The organism is Bifidobacterium avesanii (assembly GCF_009299475.1).
In the GTDB taxonomy this organism is placed as follows: Bacteria; Actinomycetota; Actinomycetes; order Actinomycetales; family Bifidobacteriaceae; genus Bifidobacterium; species Bifidobacterium avesanii.
This window is the reverse complement of record NZ_WBSN01000015.1, coordinates 1-23,938: the sequence shown is the minus strand read 5'-3', so window position 1 is coordinate 23,938 and position 23,938 is coordinate 1. Positions and strand designations below refer to the sequence as shown.

Annotated in this window: 15 protein-coding genes; 2 read left to right on the top strand and 13 right to left on the bottom strand. The window is 67.5% G+C overall.

Annotation, left to right across the window (positions count from 1 at the left end):
* Positions 1–312: 312 nt before the first annotated feature.
* The gene (locus DSM100685_RS07945) at positions 313–1,164 is read left to right on the top strand and encodes a hypothetical protein (protein ID WP_152350817.1); all 852 of its coding nucleotides are present in this window, start codon (positions 313–315) and stop codon (positions 1,162–1,164) included.
* Between the two features lie 307 nt (positions 1,165–1,471).
* Here DSM100685_RS07945 and acnA read toward each other — a convergent pair whose 3' ends face one another.
* The 8 genes from acnA to DSM100685_RS07905 form a co-directional block, all read right to left on the bottom strand.
* On the bottom strand, positions 1,472–4,186 hold the full coding sequence (gene acnA / locus DSM100685_RS07940) for an aconitate hydratase AcnA (protein ID WP_152350816.1): 2,715 nt from the start codon (positions 4,184–4,186) through the stop codon (positions 1,472–1,474).
* A 75-nt stretch (positions 4,187–4,261) separates the two neighbouring features.
* Entirely contained in the window at positions 4,262–6,751 is a 2,490-nt protein-coding gene (locus DSM100685_RS07935; protein ID WP_163201025.1) for a cation-translocating P-type ATPase, read from the bottom strand.
* Between the two features lie 225 nt (positions 6,752–6,976).
* Entirely contained in the window at positions 6,977–7,540 is a 564-nt protein-coding gene (locus DSM100685_RS07930) for a hypothetical protein (protein ID WP_152350814.1), read from the bottom strand.
* Positions 7,541–7,584: 44 nt separating this feature from the next.
* Positions 7,585–8,868, bottom strand: a complete 1,284-nt coding sequence (locus DSM100685_RS07925) for a class I SAM-dependent RNA methyltransferase (protein ID WP_152350813.1) — start codon at positions 8,866–8,868, stop codon at positions 7,585–7,587.
* Positions 8,869–8,914: 46 nt separating this feature from the next.
* Entirely contained in the window at positions 8,915–9,658 is a 744-nt protein-coding gene (locus DSM100685_RS07920; protein WP_152350812.1) for a DUF3159 domain-containing protein, read from the bottom strand.
* Between the two features lie 11 nt (positions 9,659–9,669).
* Positions 9,670–10,524 (bottom strand): DUF3710 domain-containing protein, encoded by an 855-nt coding sequence (locus DSM100685_RS07915; protein WP_152350811.1) that lies wholly within the window; start codon positions 10,522–10,524, stop codon positions 9,670–9,672.
* Between the two features lie 138 nt (positions 10,525–10,662).
* On the bottom strand, positions 10,663–11,523 hold the full coding sequence (locus DSM100685_RS07910; RefSeq protein WP_152350810.1) for an exodeoxyribonuclease III: 861 nt from the start codon (positions 11,521–11,523) through the stop codon (positions 10,663–10,665).
* A gap of 10 nt (positions 11,524–11,533) precedes the next feature.
* Positions 11,534–13,390 carry a CocE/NonD family hydrolase gene (locus DSM100685_RS07905; RefSeq protein WP_152350809.1) on the bottom strand — a complete coding sequence of 619 codons (1,857 nt, stop codon included), beginning with the start codon at positions 13,388–13,390 and terminating at the stop codon, positions 11,534–11,536.
* Positions 13,391–13,648: 258 nt separating this feature from the next.
* Here DSM100685_RS07905 and DSM100685_RS07900 point away from each other — a divergent pair, with 258 nt between their 5' ends.
* Positions 13,649–15,082 (top strand): C1 family peptidase, encoded by a 1,434-nt coding sequence (locus DSM100685_RS07900; protein ID WP_152350808.1) that lies wholly within the window; start codon positions 13,649–13,651, stop codon positions 15,080–15,082.
* A 227-nt stretch (positions 15,083–15,309) separates the two neighbouring features.
* On the opposite strand, the gene DSM100685_RS07895 is transcribed toward DSM100685_RS07900, so the two are convergent.
* The 5 genes from DSM100685_RS07895 to DSM100685_RS07875 all read right to left on the bottom strand — a co-directional run bounded on the left by DSM100685_RS07895 (position 15,310) and on the right by DSM100685_RS07875 (position 23,664).
* Positions 15,310–17,091 (bottom strand): ABC transporter family substrate-binding protein, encoded by a 1,782-nt coding sequence (locus DSM100685_RS07895; protein ID WP_152350807.1) that lies wholly within the window; start codon positions 17,089–17,091, stop codon positions 15,310–15,312.
* A 315-nt stretch (positions 17,092–17,406) separates the two neighbouring features.
* Positions 17,407–19,161, bottom strand: coding sequence for an ABC transporter family substrate-binding protein (locus tag DSM100685_RS07890; protein WP_152350806.1), 1,755 nt, complete (start codon positions 19,159–19,161; stop codon positions 17,407–17,409).
* A 336-nt stretch (positions 19,162–19,497) separates the two neighbouring features.
* Positions 19,498–21,669: an ABC transporter ATP-binding protein gene (locus DSM100685_RS07885; RefSeq protein WP_152350842.1), complete on the bottom strand. Its 2,172-nt coding sequence runs from the start codon at positions 21,667–21,669 to the stop codon at positions 19,498–19,500.
* 47 nt (positions 21,670–21,716) lie between these two features.
* Positions 21,717–22,658 (bottom strand): ABC transporter permease, encoded by a 942-nt coding sequence (locus tag DSM100685_RS07880; protein WP_152350805.1) that lies wholly within the window; start codon positions 22,656–22,658, stop codon positions 21,717–21,719.
* Positions 22,659–22,680: 22 nt separating this feature from the next.
* Positions 22,681–23,664 carry an ABC transporter permease gene (locus DSM100685_RS07875; RefSeq protein ID WP_152350804.1) on the bottom strand — a complete coding sequence of 328 codons (984 nt, stop codon included), beginning with the start codon at positions 23,662–23,664 and terminating at the stop codon, positions 22,681–22,683.
* Between the last annotated feature and the right edge of the window lie 274 nt (positions 23,665–23,938).

The window sequence follows — 23,938 nt, the reverse complement described above, 5'->3', positions numbered from 1 at the left end:
CATGGCACGCATGACGGCCGTTGCGGGCCACGGAACCCGGACCATACCATGGAATCAACGCAATGAAGCGAGGTGAGGGCCATGACGACCAATCAGCCGAACAACCAGCCCATCCGGCCGGACCGGGCAACGCAGCCGGTTCAAACCGCTCAGCCGAATCGGACAACGCAGCCGACCCCAATCACACAGTCGGTTCAGGCCGCAGGACAGGACCGGGCGGCCCAACCGGCCCAATCAACGAGGCTCCAAAGCAATCCGGCCGGCCCGACCAGTCCGACCGCCCACGCGATTGGCGCGTCCGTGACCCGGCGCATGCCAGCCAAAACCCGCAATCGTCTGGTCGCCGCATGCGCGCTGCTGGCGATCACGGCATTGGCGCTGGCCGCGTTTTACGGCGTCGGGGCCATCCGATCCTCCGACCCGACGACGCCCGAGCGGAGCTGGTCCGCCAACGCCACGCCGATCCGCTACCGCGAGGAGTCGTCCGACGCGCGCGAGGACCTGCAGCCGACCGAGCGGCTCGCGGACGAAAGCCGCGTGGCCTGGTACCACTACGCGCCCACGTCGGACGGCGGCGTGCGCGTGTTCTTCCCGGCGTCGGATTCCTGCCTGTACCGGCTCGTGGTGCGGGAAACGTCGCAGTATGTGGGCGTGACCGTGGTCGCGGGCAGCGCCGGCACGGCCGGATACTGCCAGCCCTCGGGCGATTCCGGCGCCGCGACCGGGCGATACGCGTCCATGAGCGCCAAGCTGCGCAATCCGCTGGGCAACCGCAAGGCCGTCGAGTTGACCGATCTGGTCTCCTCCGCGGCGTTCCCCGACCAAATCGGCGACGGACCGCATTTCACCGGGCTCAGCACGGACGCGTCCGCCATTCCCGAGGTCGTGTGGGCCAGGCAGCCCGGCGCCGACCTGATTCTCGTGGGGGACGCGGCCTACATCCGCGCCGACGCCTCGGTCATGTCGGCGGACGACATGGCCAAGGTGCGGCGCATCGGCGCGGTCGGGCGCATCGTCGGAAGCACGGACACCCCGCTGCGTGACTGGGACGCCACGCAGCTGCCGGCCGGCACCGATCTGTATGCCACGACCGAATACGACCCGTACGCCATCTGCGCCGGCAGCTCCTGCGCCCGCGTCTACCAGCGTCTCGCGGAGGGCTGATCGCCGGTACGTCTATGTTCGCGCCCATATGTTCACCCACATATGGTGGCGGTTTGAGACACACAGACGCCCCTCCATGTCTCAATCCGCCACCGATTTCACTTTTGGATGCAGATCGAGACACAAGAGCCATGCTTCGTGTCTCATTCCGCAGCCAATTCTCGAAATGGATGCGGATTGAGACGCAAAAACCGCCCCGTGTGTCCCGGATTGCCCCCAATTCGGAAAACGGATGCAATCCGGGACACAGCGGAGCGGCATACACGGACGGTCGAACGGGCCCGGCAGACCGGGCAGACCGGACGCGCTACTTCATGAGGTTCCGCAGCACGTACTGCAGGATGCCGCCGTTGCGGTAGTAGTCGGCCTCGCCGGGGGTGTCGATGCGCACCACGGCGTCGAACTCGGTGACCGAGCCGTCCGCGTGCGTGGCGGTGACGTGCACGGTCTTCGGCGTGACGCCCTCGTTCAGCGCCTCCACGCCGGAGATGTCGTATGTTTCGGTGCCGTCGAGCCCCAGCGACTCGTAGGACTCGCCCTCGGGGAACTGCAGCGGCAGCACACCCATGCCGATGAGGTTGGAGCGGTGGATGCGCTCGAAGCTCTGCGTGATCACCGCGCGCACGCCCAGCATGACCGTGCCCTTGGCGGCCCAGTCGCGCGAGGAGCCGGTGCCGTACTCCTTGCCGGCGAGCACCACGAGCGGCACCTTGTGGGCGAGATAGTCCTCGGACGCCTCGAAGATCGTGGTTGGCTTCTTGGCGAGGAAGTCGTACGTGAAGCCGCCGGGCGTCACCTCCTCGCCCACGGAGGCGAGCAGCTGGTTCCTGAGGCGGATGTTGCCGAACGTGCCACGGACCATGATCTCGTGGTTGCCGCGCCTCGAGCCGTACGAGTTGAAGTTCTTCGGCTCCACGCCGCGCTCGGTCAGGTAGCGGCCGGCGGGGCTGGACGCCTTGAACGCGCCGGCCGGGGAGATGTGGTCGGTGGTCACCGAGTCGCCGAGCAGCGCGAGCACGCGGGCGCCGTGGATGTCCCTGACGGGCTCCGGCTCGGCGCTCATGCCGTCGAAGAAGGTCTGGCGGCGCACGTACGTGGACTTCGGATCCCACGCGAAACGCTCGCCCTCGGGCACGTCGAGGCCCTTCCAGCGCGCGTCGCCGTCGAACACGGAGGCGTAGTCGCGCACGAACATCTCGCGGCTGATCGTCTCGGAGACCACCTTCTCGATCTCCTCGTTGGACGGCCAGATGTCCTTGAGATACACGTCGTTGCCGTCCCGGTCCACGCCGAGCGGCTGGGTTTCGAAGTCGAAGTCCATGGTGCCGGCGAGCGCGTAGGCGATCACGAGCGGCGGCGAGGCGAGGTAGTTCATCTTGACGTCGGGGCTGATGCGGCCCTCGAAGTTGCGGTTGCCGCTCAGCACGGCGGTGACGGTGAGGTCGTTGTCGTTGATGGCCTTGGAGATCTCCGGCAGCAGCGGGCCGGAGTTGCCGATGCACGTGGCGCAGCCGAAGCCGACGAGCTCGTAGCCCAGCGCGTCGAGGTCGTCCTGCAGGCCGGCCTTGGCGAGGTAGTCGGCCACGACCTGCGAGCCGGGGGCCAGCGAGGTCTTCACCCACGGCTTGGGCTTGAGGCCCTTGGCGTGCGCGTTGCGGGCGATGAGGCCGGCGGCGACCATGACGGACGGGTTGGACGTGTTGGTGCAGGAGGTGATGGACGCGATCGCCACGTCGCCGTTGTTCAGGTCGAAGTCGCCGCGGAAGTCGGTGGACACCGCCACGGGCTCCTTGACGGTCCTTTCGGTCTCGTAGGCCGGCAGGGTCCTCTCGAACGCCGGCTTGGACTCGGCGAGCACGATGCGGTCCTGCGGGCGCTTCGGGCCGGCGATGGACGGGACCACGTCGCCGAGGTCGAGCTCCAGATACTCGGAGTACCTGGGCTCCACGTATCCGGGCGCGGAGGCGTCTCCCCACAGTTTGTTGGCCTTGGCGTAGGCCTCGACGAGCGCGACCTGCTCCTCGGAGCGGCCGGTCAGGCGCAGGTAGTCGAGCGTCACGTCGTCGATCGGGAAGATGCCGCAGGTGGAGCCGAACTCCGGGCCCATGTTGCCGATGGTGGCGCGGTTGGCCAGCGGCACGGACGCGATGCCCTCGCCGTAGAACTCCACGAACTTGCCGACCACGCCGTGGCGGCGCAGCATGTCGGTGATGGTGAGGACCACGTCGGTGGCGGTGACGCCCTCCGGGATGGAGCCGGTGAGCTTGAAGCCGACCACGCGCGGCACGAGCATGGAGATGGGCTGGCCGAGCATGGCCGCCTCCGCCTCGATGCCGCCGACGCCCCAGCCGAGCACGCCGAGGCCGTTGACGGTGGTGGTGTGCGAGTCGGTGCCCACGCAGGAGTCGAGGTACGCGAGGTCGCGCCCGTCGTCCAGGCCGGTGGCCCCGGCCGCCTTGGTCATGACGACCTTGGCGAGGTACTCGATGTTGACCTGGTGGATGATGCCGGTTCCCGGCGGCACCACGCGGAAGTTGCGGAACGCCTGCTGGCCCCAGCGCAGGAACTGGTAGCGTTCGCCGTTGCGCTGGTACTCGATGTCCATGTTCTGCTTCAGTGCGTCCGGGGTGCCGTACTTGTCGATCTGCACGGAGTGGTCGATGACCATGTCGGACTGGACCTGCGGGTTGATGACCTCCGGGTCGCCGCCGAGGTCCGCCACCGCGTCGCGCATGGTGGCTAGGTCCACCACGCAGGGCACGCCGGTGAAGTCCTGCATGACCACGCGCGAGGGGGTGAACTGGATTTCGTGGCTCGGCTGCGCGTCCGGGTCCCAGTCGAGCAGCGCCCTCACATGCTCGTCGGTGATGTTGGCGCCGTCGACGTTGCGCACCAGGTTCTCCACCAGCACCTTGAGCGAGTAGGGCAGGTGGTCGATTCCCGGCAGGTCGTCGATGCGGTAGTAGTCGAAGTCCTTGTCCCCCACCCTGAGGGTGGCGAGCTGGTCATCGCGAACGGACATGCTTCCTCCGTGCTTCAAACGAATGCGTTGGTACGATTATCCGGCTCAATTGGGTCGGGTACGTAACGCAGAACTCTAGCGTGTCGCGAGCGCGCGTGCGATAATCCGCCAAATCATGGGCACGATCCACAGGCACAGGAAGAACACGGCCACCGATCCGCCCATGGCGATGAGCGTGGCGGGGATGAGCCGGCCCTGCGGCACCACGAGGGCGAAGAAGTTCCGCACGAACGGGATGAACAGGCCGATCACGCCGGCCGCCGCGAAGCACGCCACGAGCACGCCACGCCAGCCGTTGAGGGGCCTCGCCACGCGGCCGAGCACGAACACGCCCATGACGAACAGCACGATCGCGCACGTGGCCCTCAGGTCCGCGAGGTCGGCGTCGGAGGCGTCCACGTCCCAGCCCATCGTCGAGGGCAGGAACCACGCGGCCATGAGCACCGAGGCGGCCGTGGCCACGCCGCCGGGCAGGGCGAAGTGCACCACGCGCTTCAGGAACCCGGGCATGTAGCGGCGGGTGTTGGGCGCGAGCGCGAGGATGAACGCCGGCATGCCAATGGTGAGCGCGCCGATGTACGTGATGTGCCGCGGCAGGTACGGGTACGGGATGCGCGTCAGGACCACGGCGAGGGAGATGAGCGCCGAGTAGACGGTCTTGACGAGGAACAGGCTCGCCACGCGCTCCATGTTGGCCATGACCTGGCGGCCCCGGGCCACCACGTCGGGCAGGTGGGAGAACTTCGAGTCGACGAGCACCACCTGCGCCACGGCCTTGGTGGCGGACGCGGCGTTGCCCATGGCCACGCCCAGATCCGCCTCCTTGAGGGCCAGCGCGTCGTTCACGCCGTCGCCGGTCATCGCCACCACGTGCCCCTGCGTGTGCAGGGCCCGCACGATGGCCTTCTTCTGGTCGGGCAGCACGCGGCCGAGCACGTCCACGCCCTCGAGCACGCGGGCCAGCTCGTTGACGTCGTCCGGCAGCTCGCGCGCGTCCATGGCCACCGGCGCACGGTCGCCGGTCAGGTGCACCTTGCGGGCGATCGCGCCCACGGTGACCGGGTTGTCGCCGGAGATCACGCGGCAGCGCACGCCCTGCTCGCGGAACCACGCGAGCGTCTCCTCGGCGTCCGGGCGGATGCGCTCGGCGCACAGCACGAGGGCGACGGGACGGGCGTGCGGGTCGAGGTGGGGGTCGTCGGCGAAGGCGGACGGGTCGGCCATATCCGCGCGGGCGATGAGCAGCACGCGGTTGCCGTCGTTCGCGTACGCGTTTACCATGTCCAGCACGTCGGTGTGGTCGCCGTCGAACGCCGAGCACAGCACCTCCGGCGCGCCCATGTACCACAGGGTTTCGCGGCCCTTCTCCCCCGCTGGCCCCGCGGATCCCTCGACCACCGCGCTCCACTTGCGCGCGGACGAGAACGGCACGCGGGCCGCGATCGGGCCGGCGCCCACGCCCTCGGCCTTGAGCCCCGCGAGCACGGCCTGCCCGGTGCCGTTGGGCTGCTCCTCGTTGGCGAGGTCGTACAGCGCCTGCCGGACCCGCCGGACCGCGTCGGCGTTCGACGTCCCCTCCGAGCCGCCGTCCAGCATGACGAGCCGGCTGAAGGCGATGCCGCCGTCGGTGATCGTGCCGGTCTTGTCGAGGTTGAGGCAGTCCACGCGCGCGAGCGTCTCCACGGATTCGAGCTCCTGCACCAGCGTGTTCCTACGCGCGAGCCTCATGGCCGCGAGCGCGAAGTTGAGCGAGGTGAGCAGCACCAGCCCCTCGGGGATCATGCCCACCACGCCGGCCACCGCGGAGATCACCGCCGTGCGCCATTCGCCGGTGGCGAGCGCGTGGTTCCAGCCACCCACCGCGGAGATCTGCGACCAGATGAGCAGCACGCACAGCGGCACCACGAGGAACGTCATGAACTTGAGGATCGTGTTGATGCCGCGCGTCAGGTCGGACACCGTCTTCTTGTAGACCTTCGCCTGCGCGGTGAGCGTGGCCGCATAGCTGTGCTCGCCCACGGCGTTGACGCGCACGAGCGCGAGCCCGGACACGGCGGTGGAGCCGGAGTAGACCTGTTCGCCGGCCTTCCTGCGCACGGTCCGGGACTCGCCGGTGAGCATGGACTCGTCGAGTTCGAGGCCCCACGTCTCCACGACGGCCGCGTCGGCGGGCACCTGGTCGCCCGCGCGGATCCACAGCAGGTCGTCCACCACGATCTGGTCGTGCTTGACCTCCACGTTCCGCCCGTCGCGGCGCACCACGTAGTCGGATGCGACGAGAATGGACAGCCGGTCGAGCGTGCGCTTGGCCCTCAGCTCGGTGACGACGCCGATGCCGGTGTTGATGATGATCACGAAGCCGAACACCGCGTCCCTCCACGAGCCGGTGATGAGCACCATGACCATGGCGGCGAGGATGATCCCGTTGAACAGCGTGAACACGTTGGCGCGCACGATCTGTCCCACGGAACGCGACGACTGCGTCTTGACCCGGTTGGTCTGGCCGTTCTGCTCGCGGTTGGCCACTTCGGCCGCCGTGAGCCCCCGCTCGGCGGTTTCGGGCATGCTGGGCGCGGTGGACATGCTGCTGGCGTTCGAACTCATGTCTCTAGCCTAACCCGTCCCGGACGGACCGCCCTCCCCGGTCCACGCGCGCGGACGCGGCATCGTGCGCGGCATTGCGGGCCGAAAACGACGAAATCCGCGATTGTAAGCGCCAAACCCCCGCCGGGGCGTCGGTTTCGGCCCGTATTTCAGCCCGGGACGGCCCGTGGCCCGTGGCCAGTCAGCTCAGGACAGCCGCACGTCGATGGTCTTGTCGTGCGCGTGGTCGTCGATGACCAGGATGGACGCGTCGAAGATGGTGGCGGCGGAGGCGTCGTCGGTCACGTGGAAGATCGCGGCGTACAGGGTCTCGTCGATGGTGACGGGCGCGGTGGGGTCCACGAGGATGACCGGGTAGCCGGCCTCGCGCGCGACCCTGAGGCCGTCCGCCCACTGGTTCACGTCGTTGGGGCCGACCATCACGGCGGACAGGTTGCGGTTCGTCGCGTCGATGATCGCGCGGTTGCCCGCGGATTCGTCCACGCCCTCCATGGACATGTACGCCGTGTCGAGGCCGGCGCGCTGCAGCGCGTCCACGATCGGCTTGTCCGCGGAGGAGTCCTGCGAGCCGATGTAGATGATGATCGCGTCGGACACGTCCACGCCGTCGTGCTGGATGGCCGGTTCGGTGGCCTGGGTGTCGCCGACCGCCACGCCGCGCGGCACGCAGCCGGAGGCGAGGGTCGTGAGCGCCGCCGCGCAGGCGAGCGCGGCCATCAGGCGGGTGCGGGTCCTTCCAGTCATCGTCATGGCATGTGATTGTAACCGGGACGGCGTATCAGGCCGAACCGGCGTCAGGCCCGGGTCCGGCGGAACAGCGCGACCGTCTCGACGTGGTGGGTCATGGGATAGATGTCGAAGGCGCGCACCGAGGCAAGCCCGTAGCCGAGCGAGACGAACGTGGCGGTGTCTCGCGCGAGGCTCGTCGGGTCGCAGGCCACGTAGACCACGGCGGCGGGATTCGCGGCGGCGACGCGGCGGCACACCTTGGCGCGGGCGCCGGCGCGCGGCGGGTCGAGCACCACCACGTCAGGGCTTTCCAGATCGTGCGGCACATGCTGCAGCGTGGCGTGCACGTCGCCGCAGCGGGCGTCCACGGCGTCGAATCCGGCGGCGCGCAGGTTGCGGCGGGCGTGGTGCACGGCCTCGGGCGCGCCCTCCACGGTGAGCATGCGCGTGCGCGGCGCGGCGAGCGCGGCCATGGGCAGCGAGAACAGGCCGGAACCGGAGTACAGGTCCCACAGCACGGCGGATTCGGCGCCGTCGAGCGATGCGCGCACCAGAGACATCACGTAGGCGGGCAGGCGCATGGGGGCCTCGCGGTGGATCTGCCAGAAGCCGGAGGACGCCACCTCGTAGCGGAAGTCGTGGCCGTCCACGCTCATGCGCTCCTCCACGTCCGCCGAGCCGGCCGCGATCTCGCCGCCGACGAGCACCGCGAAGTTGCCGTCCCGCCCCGTCGCCGCGTCCCCGCGCGGTTCGGGCGCGACGAGGCGGATCTGCGCGCCCGGCGTGAAGCCGCCGTCCCACACGTGCTCGCGTTCGGCGATCTCCAGCAGGCGCTTGGTGGCGAGCGGCATGCCGTCGAGGCGCACGCGGGTGTGCGAGCCGCGGCGGCGCATGGAGGCGTAGCCGTCCTCGTCGGCGATGAGTTCGATGCGCGTGCGCCAGTTGAGGCCGCCCAGCTCCTCGTCGCCGGACATGCGCTCCACGGTCACGCCGCCGACCGACTCCGGGTCCACGTGCCCGAGCCGGCGCAGCTGCTCGCCGATCGTCGCGGCCTTCCATTTCAGCTGGCCTTCGAGCGAGACGTGCACCAAGTCGGCGCCGCCCACGCCGCCGCCCATGGCGAGCGGGCCGGCCAGCGGCCATGCGGGATCCACGCGGTCGGGGCTCGGCTCGACCACCTCGGCCACCTCGCCGGTCCAGAAGCGGTCGTCGCGGTCGTGCGGCTCGTCCAGCGTGATGCGCACCAGCTCGCCGGGCAGCGCGAAGCGGACGAACACCACGCGCCCGTCGATGTGCGCCACGCAGCGGCCCTGATCGGCGTACCGTTCGATGCGGACTTGGGCGTCCATGGAATGCGTTCCTTTCGTTGTGCGGCTTGGGAGTGCCGGCGGGAGATTACGCGGCCTGCTCGCCGGCCTGTTCTTCCGTGTGCTCGTCTTCCGTGCGCTCGCCGGCCCGCTTGTGGCGCGCGAGCGGCGTGGCGATGATGAGGTAGGACACCCAGATCGCGAGCGCCCAGAACGGGATGCCCATGATCAGGCGCGCGATGCCGAGCGCCGCCACGTTGTTGGTGAGGTACAGCGGCACCTGCACGGCGAGGCGCAGCGCGAACAGCGCGGTCCACAGGCCGGTGACGATCATGTACGCCTTGAGGAGCGCCCTGTCCCCGCGCCAGTCGGCCAGCCACGCGCCGAGGCGTTCCGTGGGCAGGGTGCGCAGGAATTCCACCATGAGCCCGATGCCGGGCACGCGCGCCAGCATGGAGACGGACAGCAGCACGAAGTACACGGCGTTGCTGATGAACCCGAACGTGTAGTAGTTGCGCGCCTCGTGGCTCTTCCACGCCCACACGAGGCAGATGGCCACGGCGACGAGGCCGCTCAGCGCGCCGACGATCGACTGCCGCTGCGCCAGACGCGCGAGCACCTGCACGCCGGCGAGCGCCGCGGAGACGATGACCGTGAGCTGCAGGTTCGAGGTGACGATGAACATCACCACGAACACGAGCCCGGGCAGCATCGACTCGACCACGCCGCGCAGGCCGCCGATCGCCTCGATGACGGAGAACTCGTCCTCCCCCTCGGCGTCCGCGAGCGCGGCGAGGCCGGTGCGCTTCCTTGATGCGCGCGGTTCCTTCAACGGGCCGTCGATCAACGGACTTCGGAGAACATCGGGCCGCGGGACAGGGTGGTCTTCACCTCGGTCTCGTGGTCGGAGCTGAGCGGGCCCTTCGGCTTGCCCGGGATCTCGGCGGCCTTGCCGGCGTCGTCCCCGGCTTCCTCGGCGGCCTCCATCGCGCGGCGCTGGGCCGGGGTGATGGGCGCGTGCATGGGGATCATGTCGCGCGGGGCGAGCGGCTCCTCGCCGCGAGCCACCACGATGCGGGTGAAGTACTCGTCGAGCGCCTCGCGCTGGTCGTTGCCGTCCTCGGCGGCCTTGCCGGCGAAGATGCCGCGCAGCATCCAGCGCGGGCCGTCCACGCCCACGATGCGGGTCATCACGGTGCCGCCCTTCAGGTGCACGGGCAGGTGCAGCTCCTTGCCGAACGTGCCGTCCACCTCGACGGCCTCCTGGTTGGCGTCGAGCAGGTCGGCGCGCACGTCGTCCCACAGGCCCATGGTCTTGGGGGCGGCGTAGGCCTCGAGCTCAAGGCTGGAGTTGCCCACGGTGATCACGGCGCCGACCACCGCGTTCGTGGCGCGGTCGGCCTTGAGGCGCAGGCCGGCGTTGTCGAACTGCATGGGGATCATCGGCAGCAGCAGGGAGCCGATGTCGAGGTACTCGTCGTAGTCGGGGATGTTCTCGTCGTCCAGGTCCCACGGGCCGTTGTCCTCGCCGCGGGCGCCGAACACGCCGCCGTTCTCCTTGGCGTCACCGTCCTTGGCGGCCTCGGCTGCCTCGTCCTCGGTCTCCTCGGCGGCCTCGGCCTTGGTCTCCTCGTCCTTGGCCGGCTCGGCGACGTCCTCGTCCCGATGCTTCTTCTTGCCGAATCCAAACAGTCCCATGGGTTCCTCGTTTCGTACTGTCGTACCGTTTCGGTGCTGGTTGCAACTCCACCACAGCCTAGCACGCGCACATTCGCAAAGCGGCGATTGTGCGTCCCGCGCGGCCCAAAATGGCCCGCGGGACGCGCGGACGCCGCGTCACACGTCGTAGGTGACGGTCAGGGGCGCGTGGTCGGACCAGCGGGCGTCGTAGCTCGGCGCCTTGTCGATCACGAAGCCGCGGGCCGTTTCGGCGAGCTCCGGGGTGGCGAACTGGTAGTCGATGCGCCAGCCGACGTTGTTGTCGAAGGCGCGGCCGCGCTGGCTCCACCACGTGTACGGTCCCTGCATCTCGCCGGCCAGGTCGCGCAGCACGTCCACGAACTCGTAGTCGTCGATCCACCGGTCCACGTAGGCGCGCTCGGCGGGCAGGAAGCCGGCGTGCTTCACGTTGCCCTTGGCGTTCTTGATGTCCAGCGGGGTGTGGGCGATGTTGAAGTCGCCGCACAGCACCGCCTGCCTGCCGCCGCGGGCCGCCTCGTCGCGCAGCTGTTCGAGCCGCGGGCCCATGGCGTCGAGGAAGCGGAACTTCTGCGCCATCTTGGTCTCGTCCTCCGCCATGCCGGCGTGCACGTACACGCACGCGACGGTGATGGTGTAGCCCTGCGGCGTGACCACGTCGGTCTCGATCCAGCGGCCGGAGTCCACGTCCTCCGTGAGCCCCGGCAGCCCGAAGCGGCGGTCGGTCACCTCGAGGTCCGTGACGAGCCCCACGCCGGCGCGGCCCTTGACGCGGCACACCTCGTTCATGCGGGCGAGCCCGGACGTATCGGAGAGCCTGCCCGCGTCCACGTAGTCGCGCGCGAAGCCGTCGAGGATCGGGTCGAGTTCGACCTGCGGGGCGCGGACCTCCTGCATGCACCACACGTCGGGCGCGTTGTCGCGCGCCCACGCGTCGATGCCCTTGCGCTTGGCCGCGCGGATGCCGTTGAGGTTGGAAGTGGCGATGGTGATGGTCATACGAACAACCCTACCGTGCGACCGGCAGGACGAGCCGCAGCGCGCCGAGGTCCACGTCGAAGCCGGACTCGGGCACCTTGGCGAGGCGGGTCGTGTTGTTCGCGATCTGCAGGGCGATCCGGTGCCCGGCGCGCACGGTCCAGTCGGTGGCGAGCATGGGGATCTCCACGTCGAACCACTCCCCCACGGGCGTGGGCGCGTACGCGTCGAAGCCGGCCGCGTGCGCGGTGGCGATCCAGCCGCGCGTGACCACGTGCTGCACCTCGGTCGAGCGCCGCGGCACGCACACCGGGTAGGTCGGCTTGTCGTCCGGCGACGACTGGCCGCAGGTGCGCGTCTCCTTGAGCTCCACGATCGCGTGCAGGTCGGGGTTGACCTGCACGTAGTTGCCCTCGCCGTATTCGATGAGCTGCACGGTGAGGTTGGTGTCCGGCGCGGTGGCCCGGACCCTGAGGCGCACGCGCGGGGTGCCGGAGACGTGCGCGTCGGCGGCGAGCGGCGCGCTCACGTAGAGCAGGCGGTCCTCGTGCGGATTGAAGGCTTGGGCGAGCGGGGTGAGCTCCTTGATGCGGCCCGCGGCGAAGTGCGCGACGGCGGCGGAACCTTCGTCCCCGGAACCGGAAGCGTCTCCGCCCTCGGCATCGGAGGCGCCCTCGGCCAGCACGCCCTCGCCGGACACGCCCCACACATGGTCGGCCGCCCCGGGCACGGGCCAGCTCGCGTAGTCGCGCCACACGCCGTCGGACCCTTCCACGGAGGCGACCGGCTCGTCCATGATCCCGTTGTCCACGCCGAGCAGCCAGTAGTCGAACCAGCGGTTGAGCGTCCTCACCCACGCGTCGTGGCGCACGTCGAACGGGTCGTCGTGGCCGTACTGGTGCAGCCAGATCTTGCGCGGCACGCCCGCCTCGCCGAGCGCCGCCCAGTAGCGGTCCACCTGGTTCATCATCACGTTGAGGTCGTTGACGCCGTGGACCAGGAACACGCTGGCCTTGAATTCGCCCGCGTGCGCCCGGTAGTTGCGCTCGCCCCAGAACGGCTCGTTGTAGGAGCGGCGCTCCTTGTCCGAGCCGTCCTTGAGCGCCTTGTAGCCGTCGGGCGCGGTGGTGAAGCGCTGCAGCTTGCCGTGCGCGGTGGACTGGAGGTATTCGGCGAAGTTGTACGGCTCGTACCAGCCGCCATCCGCGTCATCGCCGTCGAGCAGGCAGCCGAACGGATGGTACCAGTCGTACTGGCTGGATATGGCGGAGATCGGCACGATGGTCTTCAAACCCTCGACGCCGGTGGCGGCCATGCCGTTGGCGAGCGAGCCGTCGTACGACTTGCCGATCGCGGCCACGGCACCCGTGCACCAGTCGGCATACGCGCGGTTGGCCTCGCTGCGGTCGTCGCGCGTCCAGTACGCCTTGGCCCGGCCGTTCACCCAGTCGACCACGGCGTTGCACGAGGCGATGTCGCGCCGGCCGCCGATGTCGCAGAACCCGTCGGACAGCGCGGTGCCGGAGGTGTCCGGCATGACGACCGCGTAGCCGCGCGGCACGAAGTAGTTGTCGTAGAAGAACGGGAAGACGGTCAGCGGGCTGTCCCACTTGTCGTCCGGATGCAGGTACTTCTTCTGGTCGTTGTGGCGGTCGAGGCGCTCGTAGTACGGGCTCGGGTCCATGATCACCGGCACCTTCGCCACGCCGTCCAGCTCGCGCGGGCGGATGATGTCCGCGCGGATCAGGTCGTTGCGCCCGTCGTCGTCGCCGTCGAACGGCAGCTCGATGTACACGAACTGGCGGATCGCCTCCTCATAGGAGAACAGTTCCTCGGTCGTGCCGTCCGCTCCCACACGGAACGCCCCGGATGTGCCTTGCTCGGTCATGCGCGTATCCTCTCCAGACGTCGTCGGACCGGCGCCGCCATGAATCAGGGCGGCGCCGCATGCCTGAGAAATGGTAGCCGCCCAAAATGAACAATGCGGGATGCGGTCCACCCGGCGTTGCGAACGGCGTTGCGAACGGCGTCCCCGGGGCCGCGGCGTGCGCGCGCCACGCAGTTCACGCGCGGCGGGTAGACTCCTTCGAGGAATGGGCCACGACGGCCCGCAACCACAGGCATTGCCAAGAAAGGAAGCAACCCCATGTCTCAGGCCCAGCCTGAAGCCCTGGCCATCACGCCGGAGCAGCTCAAGCAGTACTCCGAGGCGTTCAACGCGGACCGCGCCAATCTGGTCGCCGCCAACGCGTCCGTCTCCAACGGCATCCTCGAGGCCGCCACCGCCTACCGCGGCGTGCGCGCGCTGCCCCGCACGTTCTCCGTGGAGCTCAAGCAGGGTTCGATCACCAACCAGCGCCACTCCGGCCGCTGCTGGATGTTCGCCTCGCTGAACACCCTGCGCTACGAGCTCATGCACAAGTGGAACCTCGAGGACTTCGAGTTCTCCGAGACCTACCTGTTCTTCTACGACAAGATCGAGAAGGCCAACCACTACCTCGAGAACATCCTCAAGACCCTCGACGAGCCGACCGACAGCCGCCTGTTCCAGGAGGTCAACGGCTACCCGGTGGGTGACGGCGGCTGGTGGCAGATGTTCGTCAACCTCGTGAAGAAGTACGGCCTCGTTCCCAAGGACGCCTACCCGGAGAGCGCGAACTCCAAGGATTCCGGCGCGTTCGAGCAGTACCTGACCACCAAGGTGCGCGAGTTCGCCGCCGAGCTGCGCGACGCCCACAAGGCCGGCAAGTCCGAGGACGAGCTGCGCGCCATGAAGACCGAGATGATGGGCACGGTCTACCGCATCTGCGCGATCGCGCTGGGCGAGCCGCCGGCCGCGTTCGACGTGCTGCTGCGCGTCAAGGACGGCGACGACGACAAGAAGGACACGGACGCGGCCAAGGACTCCGACAAGAAGGACGCGGCGCACTCCGGCATCGACGCGCGCAGGCAGATCGTGGAGCACGGCATCACCCCGCAGGAGTTCTACGCCAAGTACGTGGGCCAGGATCTGGACGACTTCGTCTCCCTGACGAACGCCCCGCTCGCGAACCGCCCGTACTACCGCCGCTACGCCCTCAAGTGGGAGGGCAATGTGGCCGAGGCCGGCTCGATGGAGTTCGTCAACGTGCCGCTCGACGTGTTCCGCAAGGCCGCCGTGGACCAGCTCAGCGCCGGCCATCCGATCTGGTTCGCCTGCGACTGCATGCAGTTCTCGCTGCGCAAGGCCGGCATCTTCGACAAGGCCACCGTGCGCGTGGACGAGTTGTTCGGCACCGAGTTCACGTTCGACAAGGCGCAGGGCCTCGAATACCAGGACAGCCCGTCGAACCACGCCATGACCCTCACCGGCGTGAACCTCGACGGGGCCGGCGAGCCCGACCGCTGGAAGGTGGAGAACTCCTGGGGCAAGGAGAACGGCGTGGACGGCTACTACGTGGCGTCCGGCGAGTGGTTCGACCGCTTCGTGCAGGAGATCATCATCCGCAAGGAGTATCTGGACGCGGACACCCTGAAGGCGCTCGAGACCGAGCCCGTCGAGCTTGAGCCGTGGGAGCCGATCTCCCGCATCTGCCGCTGAGCCCGACCCGGTAATCGGCGACCCGCCCTTACGCACGCAAAACGGGGTCTTCCCTTCCCGCGATGGAAGGGAAGACCCCGTTTTTATGTGGTTTTTATGTGGTTTTTATGTGGTTTTTCACGCGCGCATAAAGCAACATTAAAGCAACGGCCCCGCGGAAATCAATCCGCGGGGCCGTTGCCGGCAAACCGACCGAAACCGGTGGTCAGGAGGTCAAGCCGCTAGGCTCACTTCTCCCAGCCGATGTTCTCGGTGTGGTTCGGGATGCCCATGGTCAGGTTGGACGCGTAGCCGGCGGGGCCGTAGTTGGCGAGGCCCTTCTTGCACGCGAACATCATGTAGCCGTTCTCGAACGGGATCTGGGCGTAGTTCTCCATGTACTTCTTCTCGGCCTCGTTGAACATCTTGATGGCCTCGGTGGAGTCCTCGGTCTGCACGACCTTCTTCAGGATGTCGTCGACCTCGGAGGAACCGACGAAGCCGTAGTTGGACTCGGAGTCGGAGCCGTACAGCTGGTAGGAGCTGGAGGAGTAGACGAACGGATCGGAGGCGGACCAGCCAAGGCCGATCATGTCCCAGTTGCCGGAGCCGACGGTCTTGGAGAACTCGGAGCTCGCCTTGATGTCGATGTCGATCTTGATGCCGGCGTCCTTGGCCATCTTCTGGATGGCCTGGGCCTTCGCCTTGGTCTGGGCGGCGTCGGAGAAGGTGGTGTAGGTGAAGCCGGCGGTCTTGCCATCCTTGGTGTAGTAGCCATCGGAGCCCATGGTGTAGCCGGCGGCCTCGAGGGTCTTCTTCGCGTTGTCGGTGGAGAAGGCGGAGTCGGCGGGCATGTTGTCCTCATAGCCGGCCTGGAACTGCGGCAGGATCACGGAGCCCGGAACCTTCTCGGTCCAATCCATGCCGTTGTAGTCGATGGCGGCGAGCTGGGAGCGGTCCACGGCCTGGACGAACGCCTTGCGCAGGTTCACGTCGGAGGTGTTGGCGGACTTGGCGTTGATGGTCAGCGTGGACACGCCGGTGTCGTAGGAGCGACGCAGGTAGGCGCCCTCGACGGTCTTGGCGGTGGCCAGACGATCGGCGGTGCCGACGCCGGAGCCGTCGATCTCACCGTTCTTGAAGGCGTTGATGGAGGCGGAGGGCTCCATCTGCTTGTACTGGACGGAGTCCAGCAGCGGCTTGTCGCCCCACCACTTCGGGTTCGGCACGAAGGTGATCTGGGTGTCGTCGAAGGACTGGATGGTGTACGGGCCGGCGCCCCACTCATCGGCGTGCGGGTTCTTGGACCAGCCGTTGGTATAGGTGTCGGCGGTCTTGTCCAGGTTGCTCTCGTCGTACGCCATGGACGGGTACAGCTGCTGGAAGACGGACTGGTACGGGTAGAACTTGTTCTTGAAGGTGACGACAACTTCCTTGTCGTTGGCGCCGGCCTTCACGGAGTCGATGGAGTCGTAGCCGGTGGTGATGGCCGGGGTGAACTTGTCGGACTCGCCGTTGGAGACCTTCCACGTCGCGTAGAAGTCCTTCCAGGTGATCGGGGTGCCGTCGTTCCAGGAGGCCTTGTCGTTGATGGTGAACTTGATGGTCTCCGGGTCGGTGGAGGTCTCCTCGACCTTGGTCACGTAGTTGGTGTTCGGCTCGGCCTTGGAGCCGTCCACGGAGTAGTCCCAGATGGACGGCATGTAGAACTTCCAGATGCCGGACATGTAGGAGGTGTTGCCGTTGACGGACAGGGCGTTGAAGTCGGGGCCGATCTCGGTGATGGCCAAGGTCAGGGTGCCGCCCTGCTTCAGGGCGGAGCGATCCTTCGGGTTGTTGTAGGCCGAGGTCGGATCAGGCATCGGGTAGGAGTCCTGGTTGATCGGGGTGCCCTCGGACGGCTCGGCGGTCGTCGTGTCGTTCTTCACGGCGGCGTTGGTGTTGCCGTTGCCACCGCACGCGGCGAGGGAGACGAGCGCCGCCACGGAAGCGAGCAGGGCCGTCGCCTTACGCATAGATGCAAACTTCATGAGTGTTGCATTCCTCTCTTCGCACGGCATGAGTTGCGCACGCCGTGCTCTCCATTTCACATCTTGCAACTAGAACCGTGAGCATACACCAAGTTATGTGTCTTGTATATTTCAGCTTGATGTGGTATAAGGGGCCCTCATTCGTTGGAATGACACGGAAAACGGGCGCATCCCACAGAGTCGTGGAATGCGCCCGTAACGCCCATTATGTGGACATCTTCACGGTTTCCTTGCAAGACCACCGCGGAAGACCGCTGTGGAAACCACCGCGGAAACCACCGCGGAAACCGCCGCGGGGACGGACCGGTTCCGACGTCACGCCGTCCAGCCGATGTCCTCGGTGTGGAACAGCGGGATGCCGTAGGAGCTGGTGGCGTAGCCGGCGGGGCCGAAGTTCGCCAGCCCCTTCTTGACCGCCATGGTGATGGGCGGCGCGGAGTACGGGATCTGCGCGTAGAGCTTCTGGGCCTCCTTCTCGGCCTCGTTGAAGTTCTTCAGCGCCTCGGCGCCGTCCTCGGTGCCGGTGATGGACTGCATCTTGGAGTCGACGTCGTCGTTGCCGGTGAACGAGTAGTTGGACTCGGAGGTGGAGCAGTAGATCTGGCAGCCGTACACGTAGTTGAACGGGTCGGAAGAGCCCCAGCCGAGGCCGAGGATCTGGAAGTCGCCGGAGGACAGCGTGGTGGAGAAGTCGGCGGACGCCTTGATGTCGCCCTCGATCTTGATGCCCGCGTCCTTGCCCATCTTGATGATGGCGTTGGTCACGGCCTTGGTGGTGGCGCTGTCGGAGAAGGTGGTGTACTTGAGGTCGAGCGTCTGGCCGTCCTTGGCGTAGTAGCCGTCGGAGCCGAGCGTGTAGCCGGCGGCCTCGAGGGTCTTCTTCGCGTTGTCGGCGGAGAAGGCGGCGTCCGCGGGCATGTTGTCCTCATAGCCCTTCTGGAAGGTCGGGATCAGCACGGAGCCGGGCAGCGCGTCCGGGGTCCACTCGGTGCCGGCGTAGCCGATGGAGGCGAGGGACGCGCGGTCGATGGCCTGCACGAGGGCCTTGCGCACGTTGACGTCCGGCACGTTCTTGGTGTTGATGGTGTAGGTGGAGACCGAGGTGCCGTAGGCGCGGCGGATCTGCACGTTGTCCATGGACTTCACGGTCTTGAGCTTGTCCGCGGTGCCGACGAGCGCGGCGTCGATCTCGCCGTTCTTGAAGGCGTTGATCTCGGCGGAGTCCTCCATCTGGCGGAACGTGACCTTGTCGAGCTTGGCCTTGTTGCCCCACCACTTCTCGTTCGGGGTGAACACGACCTCGGTGTCGGAGAAGGACTCGACCTTGTACGGGCCGGCGCCCCATTCGGAGTGCGGGTTCTTCTGCCAGCCGTTGACAAACGTGTCGGCGCTGGCGGACTGCGGGGGCAGGAGCTTGGCGAACAGCGTCTGGTACGGGTAGAACGGCGTCTTGAAGGTGACCTTGACCTCCTTGTCGGTGGAGCCGCGCTCCACGGAGGCGATGTCGCGGTAGCCGTCGGTGGAGGCCGGCGTGTAGTTGGAGTCCTCGCCGTTCATGGCCTTCCACGTCGCCACGAAGGCGGTGTAGTCGATCGGCGTGCCGTCGTTCCACGTGGCCTTGTCGTTGAGCGTGTAGACGATGGTCTCCGGGCTGTCGCTGGTTTGCTCGACCTTGGTCAGGTAGTCGGTGTTGGGCTCCACGGTGCCGCCGTCGGCGGAGTACGTGTACAGCTGCGGCATGTAGAACGCCCACAGGTCGGACATGTCCACGGAGTTGCCGTTGACGGACTGCATGTTCCAGTCGGGGCCGATCTCGCCGATGCCCAGCGTCAGCGTGCCGCCGTCCTTGACCTTGTCGCGGTCGGTCGGGTTGTTGTAGGCCTTGCCCTGCGCGGGCTTCGGGAAGGTGCCGGTGTAGTTCGACTCGACGCCCGCCTGCGGCTCCTCGGTGACGGCGGTGCCGGACGTGGCGGTGTTGCCGCCGTTGCCGCCGCACGCGGCGAGGGCCACGACGGCCGCCATGGACGCGACGAGCGCCATGGCCTTGGTGGCCTGTGACTTGAATCCCATGGGAGTTCCTTTCTCTGCCGGGCCGCGGAGAGAAGCGACGATCGTATGGCGATGCGGCCGCCCGCGTCCGCGGATGTGTCTCGGAGTATGGGATGGGATCGTCAGCCGTATGTTACGGGACGGTGAACCGCAGGGCGTCCTTGCGGAGAAACCCCAGTGTTTTCTAAGGGAATGCCACTATTCGCACTTCTGTCCGCATAGCGGAACGCGGAACGCTCCCCTCCCCCGCGCGAGTCCGGCGCGGCAAACCACGCAATGCCGCCCGCCATGTTCGGCGCAATGAAAAAGGCTCCCCTTTCGGGGAGCCTTGACGCCGTGCCGCGACGGTTCTGACGCTTAGAACGGATTGGAGTCGGCGGTCACGTCCAGCGGGAAGTGGCACGCGAACTCGGACGGGTTCTTGGAGTCGGCGCGCAGCGTCGGGCGGGTGCCCTCGCACACCTTCTGCTGCTCGGGCGTGAGCGTGAGCTTCACGGGGCAGCGGGAGGCGAAGCGGCAGCCCGGGTGCTTTTCGGCCGGGCTGGGCAGGTCGCCCTTGAGGATGATGCGGCTGCGGGTGCGCTCCACCACCGGATCCGGCACCGGGATGGCGCTCAGCAGCGCCTGGGTGTACGGATGACGCGGGTGGGTGAACACGTCCTCAGTCTCGCCGAGCTCCACCACCTGGCCGAGGTACATCACGGCCACGCGGTCGGAGATATGGCGGATGACCGCCAGATCGTGCGCGACGAACAGGTACGAGATCTTGAGCTTGGCCTGCAGGTCCTCGAGCAGGTTGATCACGCCGGCCTGGATCGACACGTCCAGCGAGGCGATCGGCTCGTCGAGCAGCAGCACCTTCGGGTCCGTGGCCAGAGCGCGGGCGATGGAGATGCGCTGGCGCTGGCCGCCGGAGAACTGGGACGGGAAGCGGTCCACGTAGTCCGGGTTGAGGCCCACGAGCTCCATGAGCTCGCCGATGCGCTCGTTGATGCGCTCCTTGCTCCACTTGTGCACCTTGAGCGGCTCGGCCAGCACGTCGTAGATGGTCATGCGCGGGTCGAGGGAACTCATCGGGTCCTGGAAGATGATCTGCAGGTCCTTGCGCAGCGCCTTGCGCTCGGCGCGGCCCTTGATCGAGGCGAGGTCGTGGCCGAGCACGACGATCTTGCCGTCCTCCGGCTTCATGAGGTTCATGATCTCCATGAGCGTGGTGGACTTGCCGGAGCCGGACTCGCCCACGAGGGCCAGCGTCTCGCCCTGGCGGATCTTGAACGTCACGTCGTCCACGGCGGCCACGCGGCCGATCGTGCGGCGGAACATGCCGCCGCCGGTGAGCGGGAACGTCTTGACGAGGTGCTCCACCTCGAGGGTGACCGGGCGCTGGTCGCGCGGCACCTCGGCCCATTCGGCGGGCAGCAGGTCCGGCACGGGGAACACGTCCGTGTACTTCATGTGCTTGGAGACGATCTCGTCGAGGCGGCGGCAGGAGGCCAGATGGCCGTTGGCCGCGTCCACGACCTCGAGGTTCGGCTCGGACTGCGAGCACTCCGGGGTGGCGAGCGGGCAGCGCGGGGAGAACGGGCAGCCGGCGGGGATGTCGACCAGCGACGGCGGGTTGCCCTGAATCGGCACGAGGCGCTGGGAGGCGGCCACATGCGGCTTCGGCACGGCGCCCAGCAGGCCCATGGTGTACGGCATGGACGGCTTGGCGAAGATGTCGTCGATGCTGGCGCGCTCCACCGGGCGGCCCGCGTACATGACGAGGATGTCGTCGGCGGCGCCGGCCACCACGCCCAGATCGTGCGTGATGAGCACGACGGCCGCGCCGGTCTCCTTCTGCGCCTTGGCGAGCACGTCGAGGATCTGCGCCTGGATGGTCACGTCGAGGGCCGTGGTCGGCTCGTCGGCGATGATCACGTCCGGGTTGTTCGCGATGGCGATGGCGATCATCACGCGCTGGCGCATGCCGCCGGAGAACTGGTGCGGGAAGCTGTTGAGGCGCTCCTCCGGCTGCGGGATGCCCACGAGGTCGAGCAGCTCGACGCAACGGTCGTGGATCGCCTGCTTCGACATGTCCGGGTGATGGGTGATCAGGCCCTCGGCGATCTGGTCGCCGATGGTGAACATCGGGGTCAGGGCGGACAGCGGGTCCTGGAAGACCATGGCGATGTGCTCGCCGCGGATGACGCTCATCTCCTCGTCGGTCTTGCCCACGAGCTCGACGCCGTTCATCTTGATGGAGCCGGTGACCTTGGCGTTGTCGTCGAGCAGGCCGATCAGGCTCAGCGCCGTCACGGACTTGCCGGAGCCGGACTCGCCCACGATGCCGAGGGTGCGGCCGCGCCACAGGTCGAAGTTCACGCCGCGCACGGCACGGCACACGCCGGCCTCGGTGGCGAACGAGACGTGCAGGTCGCGCACCTGCATGATCGGGTCGCCCTTGGGCGCGCCCTTGGGGCCGTTGCCCTCGAGGAGCTCGTAGCTCAGGATGTCGTCGCGCAGGATCTCGCCGTTGCCGGCCTTCATGATGTCCGCAAGCGGGCTTGCGGCCTTCTTCGTTTTGCGGAACATCGTCACGCACCAACCTTTCCACCGGCTGCGGAGTTCGGATCAAGGGCATCGCGCAGGCCGTCGCCGATGAGCTGCATGCTGAACGTGAGCAGGATCAGCGCGACGGACGGCACCAGCAGAATCCACGGCGCGGTCTGGATGGTGGACTGGCCGGTCTGCAGGATGGCGCCGAGCGAGGTGTCCGGCGGCTTGATGCCGACGCTCAGGAACGACAGGGCGGTCTCGGAGTTGACCGCGCCGACCACGCCGAGCACGGTGTTGATGATGATCATGGACGCCAGGTTCGGCACGAGGTGGCGCAGGATGATCTTGAACGAGCCGACGCCCATGAAGCGGGCGGCCTTGATGTAGTCGCGCTCGCGCAGGGACAGGGTCATGGTGCGGATGATTCGCGCGTAGCCCACCCAGCCGAAGGCGGTCAGGCCGACGACCAGCCAGATCCAGCCGGCCTTGGCGTTCGCGGCGCGCACGAGCATGGCGATGAGCAGGAAGGACGGGATCACGAGCAGGCAGTCGAGGATCCACATGCCCACGCGCTCCACCCAGCCGCCGAAGAAGGCGATGGCTGTGCCGTAGATGGACGCGATGGCCATGGTGGCCACGGAGGTGATCACGCCGATGAGCAGGGACTTGCCGAGGCCGTGCACCACGAGGGCGTACAGGTCGGAGCCGCCCGGGTCGGTGCCCAGCCAGTGCGAGGAGCTGGGCGGGGCGGCGAGGGCCATGAAGTCGGGCTCGTCGTAGCCCCACTGGCCCACGTAGGAGCCGAAGAGGGCGAAGAAGATGAGGACGGCCAGAATCACGACGCCCACGACGGCGGACGGCTGGCGGAAGAAGCGGCGGGCGATGAGCGCGCCGTAGCTCAGGTGCTTGACTTCCTTCTTCTTGCCGTCCTTGGACTCGGCCTTGCCGGCTTTGACGGATGATGCGGTTGCTTCAGTCATGGTTGGTTTCTCTCCCCCTGCGTCAGCTCATCTTGATGCGCGGATCGAGCCACGCCGAGAAGATATCGGCCAGCAGCGCGCCGGTCAGGGTGCACACGCCGCCGAACGCGGCGATGGCGACCGAGGCGTTGATGTCATTGTTGTTGATGGCGGTGATGAAGTAGCGGCCCAGACCGTTGATCGCGAAGATCGACTCGGTGATGACGGCGCCGGTGAACACGGAGGCAATGGAGAAGGCCACGTTCACGGCGGTCGGGATCAGGGAGGCGCGCAGGGCGTGGCGGCGCACGGCCTGACGGCGGGTGAGGCCCTTCATGCGGGCGGTGCGCACGTAGTCGGCGTGCAGCTCGTCGAGCAGGTAGGTGCGCTGGGTCAGGTGGTAGCCCACCATGCCGAGCAGGGTCAGCGAGATGGTCGGCAGGATGATGTGCTGCAGGAAGTCGGTTATTCTCAGACCCCAGTTGTCGCCCGTGTAACTGGACAGGCCGGTCACGTAGAACAGGCGGAAGCCGGCGGTGTCGTTCACGGCGATGGCCATGAGCACGATGAGCAGCGCGAGCACGGCGGACGGGATGACCATGAAGAACGTGCCGGTGATGGTGAACACGCGGTCCTGCCACTTGTACTGGCGCTGGGCGGTGTAGATGCCGAGGGCCACGCCGAGCACGATGGACAGCACGGTGGACAGGGTCACCAGCTCGGTGGAGGCGAGGATTCGCGGGGCGATCGCGCCGTTCACCGACTCCAGCGTCGGGGACTTGCCCCAATCCCAGCGGGTGACGATGGCGGTGAGCCAGTTCCAGTAGCGCTCGAGGACCGGCGTGTGGTCGTTCACATTCGCCAGATCAAGCGTGCGCTCGATGGAGTCCTGAGGCGGGCGGGGGGTGCGCGCTTCGTAGTTCGAGCGCGGATGCATGAAGGCGGACGCCATGAAGTAGGTAAAAGACACCGCCACAAACAGCATGACGACGTAATTGGCGAGGCGCTTGGCGATGAATTTCAGCATGACGCTGGTGCCATCCTTCCTCCTTATATAGAGACCTAAGTGCTGCGACTATCGTTTTCGAGCCGTTCACATAATAGCCACCCAATGTAAACAGACGCGACGAGATTATGGCAAAACGTCAAGATAACCGCGTCACATCTTCACATTTCCGACACAAGTAGTCCGATTGGTGGACCGCGGGCGTGGCTGGCGGATGCGGTTCGCGGTCGAGATTGCGGGCGGCGATCCGGCCGCGCCCATCCGTTTATGCTTACCCGCCCCCGCCCGCATCCCC